The sequence below is a fragment of the Bacillus sp. EB V-12 genome, assembly GCF_056158125.1.
Genome location: NZ_JBUXJL010000006.1, coordinates 71,036 through 87,898, shown reverse-complemented (window position 1 = coordinate 87,898; position 16,863 = coordinate 71,036). Strand labels below are relative to the sequence as shown.

Here is a 16,863-nt window from a genome sequence, read left to right as displayed (position 1 = left end):
AAAGTAATGATAACAGTGGACTACACGCATTAAAAATAAAAAATTGCGGAGTCGACCTAAACAAAAAAGGGGTGAACATCATGATTCTATTAGAGAACGTAAAGAAAATATATAAGGCGAAAAGCGGTGATGTCACTGCTGTAGATAATGCCAATTTAAAAATAGATAAAGGTGAAATATTTGGTGTTATCGGATATAGTGGCGCTGGAAAAAGTTCTTTAATTAGATTGTTCAATCAGTTGGAGAAACCAACTTCTGGCCAAATTACAATTGCAAATCGTGTTATATCAGCAATTACAGGAAGTGAACTTCGTAAGGCAAGGCAAGAAATCGGAATGATTTTTCAGCACTTCAACTTACTTTGGTCACGAACTGTACGTGAAAATATAGAGTTTCCACTTGAAATTGCAGGTGTTGATAAAGCGAAGAGAAGAAAACGTGTTGATGAATTAATTCATCTTGTTGGATTAGAAGGAAGAGGAGACGCGTACCCATCTCAGCTGAGCGGGGGACAAAAGCAACGCGTCGGGATTGCAAGAGCATTAGCTAACAATCCACAAGTGCTTTTATGTGACGAAGCAACGTCAGCTCTTGATCCGGAAACGACAGATCAAATTTTGGATTTACTATTAGACATTAATAAGCGCCTTGGTTTAACAATTGTACTCATTACACATGAGATGCACGTAATTCGAAAGATTTGTAATCGTGTTGCGGTAATGGAGAAAGGAAAGATTGTAGAAACAGGTCCAGTACTTGATGTATTCCGTAATCCGAAGCAAGATATTACGAAACGATTTGTACAGCAGTTAACAGATTCTGAAGATACAAATGAAACGATTGAAAATTTAATTGAAAAATATCCAGATGGAAAAGTAATTCGTTTGCAGTTTATCGGTGAGGCTGTAGAAAGACCAGTGCTTCAACGATTGATGCAACGCAGTGACATAGAAGTTAGCATTTTGCAAGGAAATATCGCACAAACGAATAACGGTTCTTACGGTAGTTTAGTTGTTCATTTAAATGGTGAGGAAACAGCAATCCAGCAAGCAATAGAAGGAATTCATCAAGATCAAGTAGAGCTGGAGGTGATTGCACATGGATAAGTTACTCACAAATGTTGATTGGAATCAAATGTTAGAAGCAACTGGTGAAACGTTATATATGACGGTAATCGCAGCTCTTGCGACATTTGTTTTAGGACTCATTTTAGGATTGTTACTCTTCATGACAGCAAAAGATAATTTATGGGAAAACAAATCAATTAATACGGTGATTGGAGCATTCGTAAATATATTCCGTTCTATACCATTCATCATTTTAATTATTTTATTAATCCCATTCACAAAGATTCTTCTTGGAACAATTCTTGGAGCAAGTGCAGCTTTGCCGGCTTTAATTATTGGAGCGGCACCATTCTACGCGAGAATGGTTGAAATCGCACTTCGCGAAATTGATAAAGGTGTAATTGAAGCTTCAAAAGCAATGGGAGCAAAAACAAGCACAATTATTTTGAAAGTGTTAATTCCAGAATCGTTACCAGCATTAGTATCTGGTATTACGGTTACGACAATTGCTTTAGTAGGCTATACAGCAATGGCAGGAGTTGTTGGTGCTGGTGGCCTTGGAACACTTGCTTACTTAGAAGGATTCCAAAGAGGGAATAACGATGTAACAATCGTTGCGACAATTTGTGTATTACTAGTTGTATTTTTCATTCAGTGGATTGGTGATAGTTTAACGACTCGAATAGATAAACGATAATGAAAAACGGGAGGATGTTTCAAATGAAAAAATTATTACTTACGGCACTTATTTCAACTTCAATTTTTGGATTAGCTGCTTGTGGCGGGAAAGATAAAGATGAAAAGAAACTTGTTGTTGGTGCTTCTAACGTACCGCACGCTGTTATTTTAGAAAAGGCAAAACCGTTACTTGAGAAAAAAGGAATTGAATTAGAAATTAAAAAATTCCAAGACTACGTATTACCAAATAAATCGTTAGCGGATAAGGAATTAGATGCAAACTACTTCCAGCATATTCCGTATTTAGAAAAAGAAATTAAAGATAAAAAGTATGACTTTGAAGTAGCAGGAAAGATTCATTTAGAACCAATTGGTGTGTACTCTCAAAAGTATAAGAGTTTAAAAGAGCTTCCAGATGGTGCGACAATTATTATGAGTAATTCAGTTGCTGACCACGGACGTGGTTTAGCAATTTTACAAAAAGAAGGTATTTTAAAAATTAAAGACGGAATAGATCCAGTTAAAGCAACTACAAAAGATATTGCAGATAATCCGAAAAATCTAAAATTCAAAACGGATATCGAGCCTGGTTTATTGCCACAAGTGTATAACAATAAAGAAGGCGACGCTGTTTTAATTAACTCTAACTATGCAATTGATGCAAAGTTAAATCCGGAAAAAGATGCAATTGCAATTGAAGGAAATGATTCACCATACGCAAACATAGTAGCTGTTCGTAAAGGCGATAAAGATAAGAAAGAGATTAAAGCTCTTGTAGAAGTATTGCATTCTAAAGAAATTGAAGACTTCATTAATAAAGAATATAAAGGGGCAGTTGTTCCTGTAAAAGAATAATTGCTGAAAAGGGCTGGTGTATGCCGGCTCTTTTTATAACTACATAACCATTGGGGAGAAGGGGAAATCATATGAAAAAGGTTCTACTGTCAGTTGTTACAGCGTTGTCTGTATTTACATTAGCTGCTTGCGGAGGAAAAGAGGAGAATAAGCTTGTTGTGGGAGCTTCTAACGTGCCACACGCTGTTATTTTAGAGAAGGCACAGCCGATATTAGAGAAAAAAGGCATTAAGTTAGAGATTAAAAAGTTCCAGGATTATGTACTGCCAAATAAAGCGTTAGCGGATAAAGAAATTGATGCGAACTACTTCCAGCATATTCCTTACTTAGATAAAGAAATTCAAGAAAAGGGATATAAAATTGTAAACGCAGGAAAAATCCATTTAGAGCCAATGGGTATTTATTCTAAGAAATATAAAAGCTTAAAAGACTTACCAGATAGCGGGACAGTGATTATGAGTAATAACGTAGCGGAGCGTGGCCGCATGCTAGCGCTGTTACAAAAAGGCGGCGTTATTAAATTAAAAGACGGAGTAGATGTTGTTAAAGCAACAGTAAAAGATGTTGTAGAAAACCCGAAAAACTTAAAATTTAAAACAGATGTTGAACCTGGACTTTCACCGAAATTGTATGAAAATAATGAGGGAGATGCTTTATTTATTAATTCAAACTATGCAATTGATGCAAAATTAAATCCAACAAAGGATGCAATTGCGATTGAAGGATCAGACTCTCCGTATGCAAACATCATTGCAGTTCGTAAAGGTGATGAGAATAAAAAAGAAATTAAAGAGCTAGTAGAAGTGCTACATTCAAAAGAAATTCAAGATTTTATTAATAAAGAATATAAAGGTGCTGTACTTCCGGTAAGTGAATAAATATAAGGAAAGGGCTGGAAAATTACCAGTCCTTTTTCTTTATATAAATAAGAAGAAAGGTGTATCATAGAAAGATGTGAAGGAAATACTTATATACATTTGTGAAAAAACGGTTACTTTTTTTCGTCGTTTGCGATATCATTTTATTTGATATAAAATTAGAATGAGAATAAAATGAGAATATGAACGTTTTAGGAATTTTTAAAATGTATATATAGGATTAATGGAGGTATTGAGATGGCTGGTTCTACATTAACGGTTAAAGACTTACACGTATCAATTGATGGCAAAGAAATTTTAAAGGGTGTAAACCTTGAAGTAAAAGGTGGAGAAATCCACGCAATTATGGGACCTAACGGAACAGGTAAATCAACTTTATCTTCTGCAATTATGGGTCACCCAAAGTATGAAGTAACAGAAGGTAGCATCATCATCGACGGTGAAGATGTATTAGAAATGGAAGTAGACGAGCGCGCACAAGCGGGTCTATTCCTAGCAATGCAATATCCAAGTGAAATTAGCGGAGTAACAAACGCTGACTTCTTACGTTCTGCAATTAATGCACGTCGTGAAGAAGGCGATGAAATTTCTCTTATGAAATTTATCCGTACATTAGATAAAAACATGGAATTCCTAGAAATGGATCCAGAAATGGCACAACGTTACTTAAACGAAGGTTTCTCTGGTGGAGAGAAAAAACGTAACGAAATTCTTCAATTAATGATGATTGAGCCAAAAATCGCAATCTTAGATGAAATTGACTCAGGTCTTGATATCGATGCATTAAAAGTTGTATCTAAAGGTATTAACGAAATGCGCGGCGAAGAGTTCGGTTGCCTAATGATTACGCATTACCAACGTTTATTAAACTACATCACTCCAGACTTCGTTCACGTTATGATGAACGGTCGTATCGTTAAATCTGGTGGCCCTGAGCTTGCACAACGTCTAGAAGCTGAAGGTTACGACTGGATTAAAAAAGAATTAGGTATTGAAGACGAAACAACAGAGCAAGAAGCGTAAGAGAGGAGCATAAACATGACAATCGGTACATTACCTTTCGATCAAGAAACAATCCGTCAACGCGCAAGCGAAGTAAACGAAGCAGCTTGGTTGACTGAGTTCCGCTTACAAGCTCTTGCACAAGCAACTGAACTTCCAATGCCAACGCCTGATAAAACGAAAATTGACAAATGGGACTTTATCGGAAAAGGCGACGCTGCTAAGCAAGAGCCTGTAAGTTCTTTAACTGAACTTCCAGAAGCAGTGAAAAACTTAATCGATGAAAATAACAGCGTATTAGTACAACGCACTGGTACAACTGCGTTCGTTTCTTTAGCAGACGAAGCAAAAGAAAAAGGTGTTATTTTCACAGACATCGTAACAGCTGCAACTGAGCATGCTGAACTAGTACAAAAGTACTTAATGAAAGACGGCGTGAAAGTAGACGAGCATCGTCTAACTGCACTTCATGCTGCATTAATCAACGGCGGTGCATTCGTATATGTTCCGAAAAACGTTGTTCTTGAAACTCCACTTCAAGCTGTATTCTTAGTAGATGGCGAAGAAGCTAACGTATATAATCACGTATTATTCGTAGCTGATGCGAACAGTACTGCAACTTATGTAGAAAACTACGTTGCAAATGAAAATGCTAAAGGTATTGCAAATATCGTGGCAGAAGTAATCGTGGAACAAGGCGCACAAGTGAAATTCGGTGCGGTTGATCTATTAGCAAAAGACGTAACAACTTACGTTAACCGCCGCGGCGTTGTAGGACGCGACGGCCGTATTGATTGGGCTCTAGGCCTTATGAATGACGGAAACACAATTTCAGAGAACGTTACGAACTTAATGGGCGACGGTTCATATGCTGATACGAAAACAGTAACAATTGGCCGTGGTAACCAAACACAAAACTTTACAACTAAAGTTGTTCACTTCGGTAAACACTCTGAAGGTTGGATTTTAAAACACGGTGTACAAAAAGATAGTGCAACATCTATCTTTAACGGAATTGGTAAGATTGAACACGGTGCATCTAAATCAAATGCACAACAATCTTCTCGCGTTCTTATGTTAGATGAAAAAGCACGCGGTGATGCAAACCCAATTCTTTTAATCGACGAAGATGATGTAATGGCAGGTCACGCAGCTTCAGTAGGTCGCGTAGATCCAGTCCAACTATACTACTTGATGAGCCGTGGTATTCCAAAACGCGAAGCAGAACGTTTAGTCATCCATGGATTCTTAGCACCTGTAGTTAATGAGCTTCCAATTGAAGGAGTAAAGGCACAGCTTGTTGAGGTAATTGAAAGGAAAGTTCGCTAATGAATATTCATGAAATACGCAAACAGTTTCCAATTCTTGATCAAAAAGTGAACGGCAAACAACTTGTTTATTTCGATAGTGCAGCAACTTCTCAAAAACCAATTCAAGTCATTGAAACGTTAGAACGTTACTATAAAGAATATAATTCTAACGTGCATCGCGGTGTTCATACGCTCGGTACGAAAGCTACCGACGCGTATGAAGGTGCACGTGAGAAAGTTCGCAAGTTTATTAACGCGAAATCAATGGAAGAGATTATTTTCACGCGCGGAACGACAACTGCATTAAATACAGTAGCAGCTAGCTATGGTCTTGAAAATGTAAAAGAGGGCGATGAAATCGTTATTTCTTACATGGAGCACCATAGTAATATCATTCCGTGGCAACAAGTTGCGAAGAAAACTGGTGCAACTTTAAAATACCTTCCGCTTCAACCAGACGGTACAATTTCTTTAGAAGATGTTCGTCAAACAGTTACACCGAATACAAAAATCGTTTCTATTATGCAAGTATCAAACGTACTTGGAACGATTAACCCTGTAAAAGAAATCGGAGCAATCGCACACGAAAATGGCGCAATTATGGTCGTTGATGGTGCACAAAGTACACCTCACATGAAAGTGGATGTACAAGATTTAAACTGTGATTTCTACGCATTATCTGCTCATAAGATGTGCGGACCTACAGGTATCGGCGTATTATATGGTAAAAAAGAATTGCTGAACAATATGGAGCCAATTGAATTTGGCGGTGAAATGATTGATTTCGTAGATTTACAAGAATCTACGTGGAAAGAGCTTCCGTGGAAGTTTGAAGCAGGTACACCGATTATCGGTAATGCAATCGGACTTGGTGCGGCAATTGATTTCCTAGAAGAAATCGGTCTTGATAATATTGAAAAGCATGAGCATGAATTAGCGCAATACGCTTTAGAAAGACTATCAGAAGTAGATGGCGTTACAATTTATGGTCCAAAGCATCGCGCTGGTCTTGTTACATTTAATATTGAAGACGTACATCCTCACGATGTAGCGACTGTATTAGATGTAGAAGGCATTGCAGTTCGCGCAGGACATCACTGTGCACAACCGCTTATGAAGTGGCTAAAAGCTTCTTCAACAGCACGTGCGAGCTTCTATTTATATAATACAAAAGAAGAAATTGATACATTTGTTGAATCGCTAATCAAGACAAAGGAGTATTTCACAAATGTCATTTAATAATTTAGATACGTTATATCGTCAAGTTATTATGGATCATTACAAAAATCCTCGTAACCATGGCGTGTTAGAAGATAGTGTTACCGTTAACTTGAACAATCCAACTTGCGGCGATCGTATTCAACTTACGATGAAAGTAGAAGAAGGTATTGTGCAAGAGGCGAAGTTTGAAGGTGAAGGATGTTCAATCTCAATGTCTTCAGCTTCAATGATGACACAAGCAGTAAAAGGTAAGAAAATTGAAGAAGCACTTCAGCTTTCGAAAATTTTCTCTGACATGATGCTAGGAAAAGAGTACGATGACAGCATCGATTTAGGAGATATTGAAGCATTACAAGGCGTATGCAAGTTCCCTGCACGTATTAAATGTGCAACATTAGCGTGGAAAGCGTTAGAAAAGGGCTTAAACGAAGATAAGTAATGTTAAAGGTTCCTAAAAACGAGGTTATCTAAGGAGGGACACACCAACATGGCGAAGCAACTGCCAGATATCGGCGATTATAAATATGGTTTCAAAGACAAAGACGTTTCGATTTTCCGTGCTGGACGCGGTTTAACAAAAGAGATCGTTGAAGAAATTTCACGTATGAAAGAAGAACCACAGTGGATGTTAGACTTCCGTTTAAAATCACTGGATAAGTTCTACGAAATGCCAATGCCACAATGGGGCGGCGACTTAAACGACTTAGATTTCGATGAAATTACGTACTACGTAAAACCATCTGAGAAATCTGAGAAGTCTTGGGATGAAGTACCTGATGAAATTAAAGCAACATTTGATAAATTAGGTATTCCAGAAGCTGAGCAAAAATATTTAGCTGGTGTATCTGCACAGTACGAATCTGAAGTTGTATACCACAACATGAAAGAAGACCTAGAAGCTCTAGGAATCGTCTTCAAAGATACAGATAGCGCATTAAAAGAGAACGAAGATATTTTCCGTGAGCATTTCGGAAAAGTAATCCCACCAACAGACAACAAATTCTCTGCATTAAACTCTGCAGTTTGGTCTGGTGGATCATTCATCTACGTTCCAAAAGGTGTTAAAGTTGATACACCACTTCAAGCGTATTTCCGTATTAACTCTGAAAATATGGGACAATTCGAGCGTACGCTTATCATCGTAGACGAAGGCGCACACGTACACTACGTAGAAGGTTGTACAGCACCTGTTTACACAACTAACTCACTTCACAGTGCGGTAGTAGAAATCATCATTAAGAAAGATGCATATTGCCGTTATACAACAATCCAAAACTGGGCGAACAACGTATACAACCTAGTTACAAAACGTGCGGTTTGTGAAGAAAACGCAACGATGGAATGGATTGACGGTAACATCGGATCTAAATTAACGATGAAATACCCAGCAGTTATCTTAAAAGGCGAAGGCGCTCGTGGTTTAACATTATCTATCGCGATTGCTGGTAAAGGCCAACACCAAGATGCTGGTGCGAAAATGATTCACTTAGCACCAAACACGTCTTCAACAATCGTTTCTAAATCGATTGCGAAGCATGGTGGTAAAGTAACTTACCGTGGTATCGTACACTTCGGACCAAAAGCGAAAAACTCTCGCTCTAACATCGAGTGTGACACGTTAATCATGGATAACCAATCTACATCTGATACAATTCCTTACAACGAAATCAAAAACGATTACGTTTCACTTGAGCACGAAGCGAAAGTATCGAAAGTATCAGAAGAACAATTATTCTACCTAATGAGCCGCGGTATTTCTGAGCAAGAAGCTACAGAAATGATCGTAATGGGCTTCATCGAGCCATTCACTCGCGAACTTCCAATGGAATACGCAGTTGAAATGAACCGCCTAATCAAGTTTGAGATGGAAGGTTCTATTGGTTAAATAGAAATGCGGAGCCGATTGTTCAGACCCGTTGGCTAAGGTTCTTTCGCACAGAAGATGCTTTTTATCTTCTCGTGCGGAAGGTTCTTAGACATGAAGGTCTAGGAGGCGAAGCTGGACAATATTTAAAAGTGGCAGCGGCTTATTCTAGCCGCTGGAACTGGATAATATATGTATGAAGAAAGCGTCCTGCTGTGCAGGGCGCTTTTTTGTTTTGCGGATTTGGCTCGGCTTGGCTCGGGAGAGGATACCCGGGTGGGTGTTCAGCTAAATATATCAACGATTTTTCAAATATATCGATCATAAACGGGAATATATCAACGATTATTTCAATATATCAACGTTTCGACAAGGAATATCGATTTGTCGACAAGATAAGACAAAAGAAAATCCTCACATACCCCCAAATATTTTATAAGAACAGAGAACGACTAGCTTTAAGACAAAGATACTGACAAATCCACTTGAACAACCACCCACTGAATTCTCTATTAAACTTTTTGACAAATCCACCCCTCCCTCCACTATCTGGAATTCTTTCCTGCATTAGCAAAAGTTTCTCATATAAAAAGGACAATCTTTTGCTTTTTCTCACAATGCGAGTACAATGTAAAATAGCAAGAAAAGACGAAAAGTATTTACAGGATTATTGTGTGCGCATAGCGTAAATGGCAGTAAGGAACTGAGAGGAGGTTTTTTCTCTGAATACAAATAAAGAAACAATCATCCACCTTTATCATACAAACGATATACATAGTCATTTTGAAAATTGGCCGCAAATTTCTCGGTTTGTTCTAGGGGAGAAAAAGCGAAGACAGGAAGCGGGAGAGACTGTTTTGACGATTGATATCGGCGATCATGTGGATCGTTTTCATAGTATTTCGGAAGCGACAAATGGGCTTGGGAATACGAAGCTTTTAAATGAGGCGTTATATGATTATGTAACGATCGGAAATAATGAAGGAATTACGTTAGCGAAAGAGCATTTAAATCGGCTCTATGATGATGCTGGATTTGAAGTACTTGTTGCAAATTTATTTGAAAAAGAAGGTGTACGTCCATCATGGGCAAAGCCTTATAAATTACATACAACGACAGATGGGATTACGATTGCTTTTATCGGGTTAACTGTTGCGTATCCAGAGTTTTATCAAATGCTCGATTGGCATATTGAAGATCCGCTTATCCATTTAGAGTCTATTTTAGAAGAAGTGAGAGATGAGGCTCATATAACAGTTGTCCTTTCTCACCTTGGAAAAAGTATGGATGAGTATATGGCAGAGCATTATGATGTAGATGTTATTTTAGGGGCACATACGCATCATTTATTTGAGCGTGGTGTTCTAATGAATAATACTTTACTTTGTTGCTGTGAAAAGTGGGGACGTTACGTTGGGCACGTGCAGCTTACTGTGGATAAAGAGACGAAGAAGCTGTTGAAAAAGGACGGTAGAGCGATTAAGACGGAACGGTTAGGTGCTTATAGCGAGCCGTTATCCACAATTGAAATACTGCAGGAAGAAAGTAAGCATATAATGGCAGAGCCTGTCGTTCATTTAAAAGAGTCATTACAGGTTGATTGGTTTCATGAGACGCCGTTTTCTCATATGTTAGCAAGTGCGCTGAAAACATGGTGCGGTGCAGAAGTTGGCATGGTGAATGTTGGTGTACTTCTTGAAGGGTTAGAAGAGGGTGTCGTAACGCGCGGAGATATTCACAGAATTTGTCCACATCCAATTAATCCGTGTGCTTTGAAAGTTCCAGGAAAGATATTAAGAGAAGTTATTTTGAAAGCACGTAAGCCGAATATGGAGAATCTTGAGGTGAAAGGATTCGGATTTCGTGGGAAAGTGATGGGGAAAATGATTTACGCGGGTGTAGAAGTAATTCCAGATACGATTCCTGGGAATAAAATTTTACTCGAAGATGTATTAATTAACGGGGAATCGCTGGAATTAGATCGTATATATACAGTAGGAACAATTGATATGTTTACATTTGGCTACTTATACCCAGAGCTATCCACACTTTCTGACAAACAATATTATATGCCAGAACTACTTAGAGATGTGTTAACAGATATGTTAATAACTTATACATCTTCCGTTAAACTATAGGCTAGTTAACTTGTAACACTCATTTTTCTCTTGTCATACAGATAAGAAAGAGAGGAGTGTGAACTATGGTTAATGTGGAGCCAATTATAATTGATAATTATACGTTTATTGCGGTTAGCGTGAAACTTCCAAAGACAAATTTGCTAGCTGTAATGAGCGATAAAGGATATATTATGTGTGGTGCATTAGATGTAGGTCTTTTAAATGAGAAGTTAGGTGATCGAGGAATTATTGCTGGCCGTGCGGTTGGTGTAAGAACGATTGAACAACTTCTTGAAGCGCCGCTAGAATCGGTAACGACTGGAGCTGAAGCATTAGGCATTCCAGCAGGAACGATTGGAAAAGAAGCATTATTAAAAATGAGATAAGCATATATCGTCCCTCCTTCTTGCATAGAAATGATATAAGAAGGAGGTTTTTTTATGAGTATATTTCGCTCGAAAAACTCGCGGTTTCGAAGGGGACCTATTGCCTTTCGGTATATACTGCTTATGTCGTTTATTCTTTTTATTATATTACTTACGCAAGGGTTGTGGATTGTGAATAATAATATTCAGCCGACCTTAATTAAATATGGGGAAGTAGAGACGCATAAAATGGCGACGGCAATTATGACGAAGGCAGTAAAGGATCGAATTAATGAAGGATTCGATGTAGATTCATTAATGAAAGTACAGAATGATAAAAACGGAAAAGTATCTACAATTAATTTAAATACAAAGCAAGTAAATGAAATCGTAACGTCAACGACCACGTACATAGAAAAATATTTGCAGCAAGTAGAACAAGGGAAGTTGAAGGAGCTAGGTATTTCTGAAAAAAACGGGGCGACTATGGCAGTTCCTTTTGGGCGTGTAACTGATAATGCACTTCTTGGTAATATAGGACCGGATATTCCGATTCATTTCACGCCAATTGGGCATGTGAATACAAATATTAAACAAAAAATTGAGCCGCATGGGATTAATACTACAGCAATTCAAATTGTTATGGAAATGGAAGTAACATTGCAGGTAATTATTCCATTTCATACGAAAGAGATAACGGTGAAACAAAATGTTCCGATTGCGACGCGTATCGTTCAAGGGGAAGTGCCTACGTATTATGGAAGTGGAAGTGTTGCTGTACCTGATAAAAAGAAAACAGATAGTTAGTTGTAAATAAAGTGAAATCCGGCTCAGCCAGGCTTTTAATGGATAAAAAATAACCGTAGCAATGCAGCTACGGTTATCGTTTTGTATTTGCTCGTTCTTTGCGTTCCCAAAGGCTTAAATGCATGTATGGATCGAAGGCCCATTCTGTATAGCCATTGTCTTTATACATGCCAAAATGTAAGTGGGGCGGAAATTTTCCGGCTGTACCAGGAGGTCCATAACCAGTGCTACCAACAAATCCGATTACTTTCCCTGGCTCAACAATTTGTCCAAGCTGTATTTCTTTTGAGAACCCGCCTAAATGAGCGTAATAATGGTAATTGTTATGAAGGTCGCGAATACCAATGCGCCATCCACCAAGGCGGTTCCAACCTTTCGTTTCAATAATGCCATAGCAAGTCGATCTTACTGGCACGCCATATCCGGCGAAAATATCTGTTCCTTCATGAATCCTTCTGCCGCCAAAACTTCTTCCAGCGCCGAAAGTACTACGGTAGCTATGGTCACTACGGATCGGAAGAGGAAAAGCATTTCCCTCTAAATTAATACGTCCATAATGTTTATAAATTTGGGCATATTCGCTAATTAAATCAACTGTTTTTGCACGTCTATAATATTCCCAGAGCATAATTTTAATACGGTCTTCTGACGTTCCTTGTTTCCTTAAAATAGTCGCTGCGGTATGCAGAAGATCACGGTCGCTATTTGCATTTGCAAATCCATCTTTGTCACCATCTAAACCTATTCCGCCAAATAGAGAAATTGTATGGGGGAGAGTATCGTTACTATTAATAGGTCCAGCCCATATTTCTGGTTTGAAATAAAGGGAAATGATGGCATCTGGTTTTTTCGGAATATCTTTTCTTACGCTCCGTATATTTCTTTCATATTGATCCATTGCAGCTAAGTAATACCATGGAATGCCTGAAGACTGCTCGGTTTCTTTATATAGTGCCATGCGCTTTTCGTATATGCTTTGCTGATTATCTTCACCGTAAGCGATGTTTTGGTGAAGAAGAAAACAAATAGAAAGCAAAAGAGAAATTTTTCGAAGCATGAAATAGACTCCTTTCACAACATCACTCTTTTTAGTGTGGGATATACGGAGTATTTCATTATAGGGAACGATTGGAAAAAATCTTAGAATCTTCATTTGAGCAAATCGCTTTCATACGTTAGAATAGATATGTTACATTGAAAGAAGCGAACACGGTAAACTATTTCATATTGTGCGGAGTTGATAACCATGACAAAACAAACAGAATATAAGCGCAAGCCCGAATGGTTGAAAATTAAGTTAAACACGAATGAAAACTATACAGGCTTAAAGAAAATGATGCGTTCTAAGAATCTTCATACCGTTTGTGAAGAGGCAAAATGTCCGAATATTCATGAATGCTGGGCTGTAAGAAAAACAGCAACATTTATGATTTTAGGTGCGGTTTGTACACGTGCTTGTCGTTTTTGTGCGGTTAAAACAGGCTTACCAACTGAGCTTGATTTACAAGAACCAGAACGCGTAGCAGATTCAGTAGTACAAATGGGCTTAAAGCACGTTGTTATAACAGCGGTTGCACGTGATGATTTAAAGGACGGGGGAGCAGCTGTTTTTGCTGAAACAGTACGCGCAGTACGTCGTAAAAACCCATTCACGTCTATCGAAGTATTACCATCTGATATGGGTGGAGTAGAAGAAAACTTAAAAATGTTAATGGATGCAAAACCAGATATTTTAAACCATAACATTGAAACAGTACGTCGATTATCTGACCGAGTTCGCGCTAGAGCAAAATATGAACGTTCATTAGAGTTTTTACGTCGAGCGAAAGAAATGCAGCCTGATATTCCAACTAAATCGAGCATTATGGTGGGCTTAGGTGAAACGAGAGAAGATTTAATTGAAGCAATGGATGACTTACGTGCAAACAATGTAGATATTTTAACTCTTGGGCAATACCTACAACCATCTAAGAAGCATTTACCAGTTCTTAAATATTACCCACCAGCAGAATTTGCAGAGCTTAAAGAAATTGCACTTAGCAAAGGATTTAGCCACTGTGAAGCTGGCCCACTTGTGCGTTCTTCTTACCATGCGGACGAGCAAGTACGTTCTGCAAAAGAAAAAACAGCAGAAGCTAAATAATGAAAAAAAGAGAGCTAATGATTAGCTCTCTTTTTGTTTGTACTCTAAAACGGTATTTGGACATGTTAATAAAATCTTTTTTAATTCTTCTGTGGATAATTCAATTGTAAATTCAGGAACACCAGGTGTAATTAAAATTTTATCGTACGTATAAATAGCGTTATCCACAATAATTGTTACATCGTGTGAATATCCGAAAGGAGCCACACATCCCGGCGTACAACCAGTTTTGTCTCGCAGTTCATCAGGAGAACAGAGAGATAAGCGTTCTCCTGATAGTTCTTTCATCTCTCCCCGGTTGAGCCTTGTGCCCTCTAACGTAAAAAATACGTAATAATCTCCAGACTTTGATTTTAAAAATAAGCTTTTACTTGGGGTGCCTTGTAAGCCAAGTCTCTCGCGTACGATCCGATCGGTCTCATAATCGAGTACTGGTTCGTGTTCGAATTTTTCATAAGAAACATTTGTTTTATGTAGTAAAGCAAGTACGTCTTCGTACATATGAAATGATACCCCTTTCTATTGTTAGAACAGTCTCTTCTCGTGGCGTCAACTGAATGTTTTGGAAAGGGATATTACTTGGACGATGCTTCCCATAAGCGTTTTATGATACATTGTTCGTCGATTATAATTTCGTAAATATCAGGATTCGTTAAAGTTCTCCATTCATTAAAGCCAATTGTATGATCAAAATGCTTTAAAATGAGTGTAAGTAAATTGCCATGTGTAACAAGTAGTGTTGTCGTATGGTTTAATTGTAAAACGTCTTGAATAAGCGATAGGGCCCGGTCTGTTGCTTGTTTTGTTGACTCTCCGCCTGAAAAGGCAATATCTATATTTGTAAAAGTAGATTCTAGTTTTTGCATCCAATCATCCATTGGAATGTTGCTCAATATGCGTTCAGTTAATCGTTCATCTTCTTGGATAGATAAGTTAGCTTGGAGCGCATAGGGCCGAATGGAATCGATAGCTCGGACAAATGGGCTTGAAATAATATGATCGATTTGTAGATGATTTTCTAAGAGGAATGTAGCAAGGGTGTTTGCTTGGTCTTTTCCATCGGTCGTTAATTCATCATCACGTTTTTGCCCAATTGCTGAACAATGTCGTATTATAATAATTTTCTTCATAATTCATCCCCATCTTTCAAGTTGACGCTATATACTTCGACAAATGTAGAAATAATTCCTTTTTATTGGAAACAGCATATTGATTTAAATATGTGGAAAAGTAATGTGGATAATGAACATTTGAGGTGCAATCATGAATAAAATGATATGTATTGTATTTAGTCTTTGTTTTTTTATACACTTGTCCACAACTTATGCAGAGTCGAATCAAAAACTAAATTATCCAAGCAATCGAAATAAGTCATTTGTGAGTGAGGATGTTTTTTATAAACAGTTAGATAAGAAGATCTATAAAGAATACAAAAATGCAGCATATAGTGTTCGGAAAAAAATCTTATTTAAAGAAGTGCCTGATGAAGAATTTTCTTTCCTACAAAAAACAGCTGTCGGTTGTCGAGGTAGAGTGGTACTTCAAGATTTTTTTGTTCACTCTGATCGCCAAGTATACTTTTTCGCTTCTTTTATTCAAAATGAAGTAGGAGAGTTTCATAAATATATCGTTATAGATGCAGAAACAAAGAGGGAGCTGCAAGAGGGCAAAAGTTATCATCCATATAAAAAATAAACCACCAATTTTGGTGGTTTATTTTTTACTCCGGTACACTCATTAATTTCTCTTTCATTTTGCGAATAAGAACGACAGCGCCAATTGTACACAGAAGTGTAATTCCTTCGGCAACGAAGATGTTGATTGTTTTTGTTTGGTAAAGTGCCGCGAAAAAGTCTACAAATGCGTGGAATAGTATAGCGTATACTAGGAAGATATATTTCTTCTGTTTGACTGCGTATAAAACAAGCATTGTAAAGGCGATTTGAAGCACGAGTGCCATAATTCTTTCTAAGCTACCAAGGAAGTATAAGTAGGCAGGTTGCTGAATTAACATGTCCTGTAAAATGCTAAGCTCGGGTTTTTGTTCAATCAGTCGAGCGAAGCTACCATCGTTAATAGAATTAGCAAAGATTAATGCTTGTAATGCAGAAAAACCGCCAATTAAAATAGATTCAATTCCGCCGTGACCAATTCCATAAGCGAAGCCATCTTTATATTCTAGATATTTTTTTAGTAAGAAGAAGAAGGCAACGAAGCGTCCTAATTCTTCAAAAATACCAGCAGTCAATCCGCCATAAATTGCGAAGACAAACGGATTTTCTAAAAATGGAGCGATTGTTGGATTACCGCGCATAAATAGGTGGAATGGTGTTTCAAGAATTTGGGTGAATCCGATAAAGATAAGAACACCAACGCCGACCACTTTCCAATTCATATTATATTTTTTACGGAAATAAACGAGTACGATAATTGGGACCAGAATCGAGACAATGAGTTGAAAAATGATGCTGGCAATTACAGTATTTGAAACCATACTTTCACCGCTTTCTAATATATGTACATATCTATTATGCATGAAATAGGGGAGAGATG

General features: G+C 37.8%; 18 protein-coding genes. 14 read left to right on the top strand and 4 right to left on the bottom strand.

Annotated features, from left to right (window positions below):
• Positions 1–80 precede the first annotated feature (80 nt).
• The 12 genes from ACZDYH_RS19415 to yunB all read left to right on the top strand — a co-directional run bounded on the left by ACZDYH_RS19415 (position 81) and on the right by yunB (position 12,167).
• Positions 81–1,106 carry a methionine ABC transporter ATP-binding protein gene (locus tag ACZDYH_RS19415; RefSeq protein WP_078386052.1) on the top strand — a complete coding sequence of 342 codons (1,026 nt, stop codon included), beginning with the start codon at positions 81–83 and terminating at the stop codon, positions 1,104–1,106.
• Positions 1,099–1,764: a methionine ABC transporter permease gene (locus ACZDYH_RS19410; protein WP_166694938.1), complete on the top strand. Its 666-nt coding sequence runs from the start codon at positions 1,099–1,101 to the stop codon at positions 1,762–1,764. Before ACZDYH_RS19415 ends, ACZDYH_RS19410 begins: the two co-directional genes overlap by 8 nt.
• A 23-nt stretch (positions 1,765–1,787) precedes the next feature.
• Positions 1,788–2,600 (top strand): methionine ABC transporter substrate-binding lipoprotein MetQ, encoded by an 813-nt coding sequence (metQ, locus tag ACZDYH_RS19405; protein ID WP_000735102.1) that lies wholly within the window; start codon positions 1,788–1,790, stop codon positions 2,598–2,600.
• 71 nt (positions 2,601–2,671) lie between these two features.
• On the top strand, positions 2,672–3,478 hold the full coding sequence (gene metQ, locus ACZDYH_RS19400; RefSeq protein WP_434713040.1) for a methionine ABC transporter substrate-binding lipoprotein MetQ: 807 nt from the start codon (positions 2,672–2,674) through the stop codon (positions 3,476–3,478).
• A gap of 237 nt (positions 3,479–3,715) precedes the next feature.
• Positions 3,716–4,501: a Fe-S cluster assembly ATPase SufC gene (gene sufC, locus ACZDYH_RS19395; RefSeq protein ID WP_000929160.1), complete on the top strand. Its 786-nt coding sequence runs from the start codon at positions 3,716–3,718 to the stop codon at positions 4,499–4,501.
• A 15-nt stretch (positions 4,502–4,516) separates the two neighbouring features.
• A complete protein-coding gene (sufD, locus tag ACZDYH_RS19390; protein ID WP_000152167.1) occupies positions 4,517–5,809 on the top strand; it encodes a Fe-S cluster assembly protein SufD in 1,293 nt (430 codons plus the stop codon).
• The gene (sufS, locus tag ACZDYH_RS19385; RefSeq protein ID WP_001020767.1) at positions 5,809–7,029 is read left to right on the top strand and encodes a cysteine desulfurase SufS; all 1,221 of its coding nucleotides are present in this window, start codon (positions 5,809–5,811) and stop codon (positions 7,027–7,029) included. Before sufD ends, sufS begins: the two co-directional genes overlap by 1 nt.
• Positions 7,019–7,450: a Fe-S cluster assembly sulfur transfer protein SufU gene (gene sufU / locus ACZDYH_RS19380; protein WP_000009523.1), complete on the top strand. Its 432-nt coding sequence runs from the start codon at positions 7,019–7,021 to the stop codon at positions 7,448–7,450. Before sufS ends, sufU begins: the two co-directional genes overlap by 11 nt.
• 48 nt (positions 7,451–7,498) lie before the next feature.
• Positions 7,499–8,896, top strand: coding sequence for a Fe-S cluster assembly protein SufB (gene sufB / locus ACZDYH_RS19375; RefSeq protein WP_001118827.1), 1,398 nt, complete (start codon positions 7,499–7,501; stop codon positions 8,894–8,896).
• Positions 8,897–9,597: 701 nt separating this feature from the next.
• Positions 9,598–11,013, top strand: a complete 1,416-nt coding sequence (locus ACZDYH_RS19370) for a bifunctional UDP-sugar hydrolase/5'-nucleotidase (RefSeq protein WP_368074230.1) — start codon at positions 9,598–9,600, stop codon at positions 11,011–11,013.
• A gap of 65 nt (positions 11,014–11,078) precedes the next feature.
• Positions 11,079–11,381: a YunC family protein gene (locus ACZDYH_RS19365; protein WP_000248466.1), complete on the top strand. Its 303-nt coding sequence runs from the start codon at positions 11,079–11,081 to the stop codon at positions 11,379–11,381.
• Positions 11,382–11,435: 54 nt separating this feature from the next.
• Positions 11,436–12,167, top strand: coding sequence for a sporulation protein YunB (gene yunB, locus ACZDYH_RS19360; protein ID WP_012593364.1), 732 nt, complete (start codon positions 11,436–11,438; stop codon positions 12,165–12,167).
• A gap of 73 nt (positions 12,168–12,240) precedes the next feature.
• Here the strand turns inward: yunB and ACZDYH_RS19355 are convergent, their stop codons facing one another.
• Positions 12,241–13,224, bottom strand: coding sequence for a M23 family metallopeptidase (locus tag ACZDYH_RS19355; protein WP_000944665.1), 984 nt, complete (start codon positions 13,222–13,224; stop codon positions 12,241–12,243).
• A 189-nt stretch (positions 13,225–13,413) separates the two neighbouring features.
• Between ACZDYH_RS19355 and lipA the strand changes: the two genes are divergently transcribed.
• Positions 13,414–14,310, top strand: a complete 897-nt coding sequence (gene lipA, locus ACZDYH_RS19350) for a lipoyl synthase (protein WP_000166372.1) — start codon at positions 13,414–13,416, stop codon at positions 14,308–14,310.
• Positions 14,311–14,331: 21 nt separating this feature from the next.
• On the opposite strand, the gene ACZDYH_RS19345 is transcribed toward lipA, so the two are convergent.
• Together ACZDYH_RS19345 and ACZDYH_RS19340 are read right to left on the bottom strand one after the other, a co-directional pair.
• The gene (locus ACZDYH_RS19345; RefSeq protein WP_000272746.1) at positions 14,332–14,811 is read right to left on the bottom strand and encodes a YbaK/EbsC family protein; all 480 of its coding nucleotides are present in this window, start codon (positions 14,809–14,811) and stop codon (positions 14,332–14,334) included.
• Between the two features lie 74 nt (positions 14,812–14,885).
• A complete protein-coding gene (locus ACZDYH_RS19340; RefSeq protein ID WP_434713035.1) occupies positions 14,886–15,440 on the bottom strand; it encodes a histidine phosphatase family protein in 555 nt (184 codons plus the stop codon).
• 133 nt (positions 15,441–15,573) lie between these two features.
• Here ACZDYH_RS19340 and ACZDYH_RS19335 point away from each other — a divergent pair, with 133 nt between their 5' ends.
• The gene (locus tag ACZDYH_RS19335; protein ID WP_025686793.1) at positions 15,574–16,005 is read left to right on the top strand and encodes a hypothetical protein; all 432 of its coding nucleotides are present in this window, start codon (positions 15,574–15,576) and stop codon (positions 16,003–16,005) included.
• A gap of 25 nt (positions 16,006–16,030) precedes the next feature.
• On the opposite strand, the gene ACZDYH_RS19330 is transcribed toward ACZDYH_RS19335, so the two are convergent.
• Complete coding sequence (locus ACZDYH_RS19330) at positions 16,031–16,846, bottom strand: YhfC family intramembrane metalloprotease (RefSeq protein WP_002204855.1); 816 nt, start codon at positions 16,844–16,846, stop codon at positions 16,031–16,033.
• Positions 16,847–16,863: the final 17 nt, after the last annotated feature.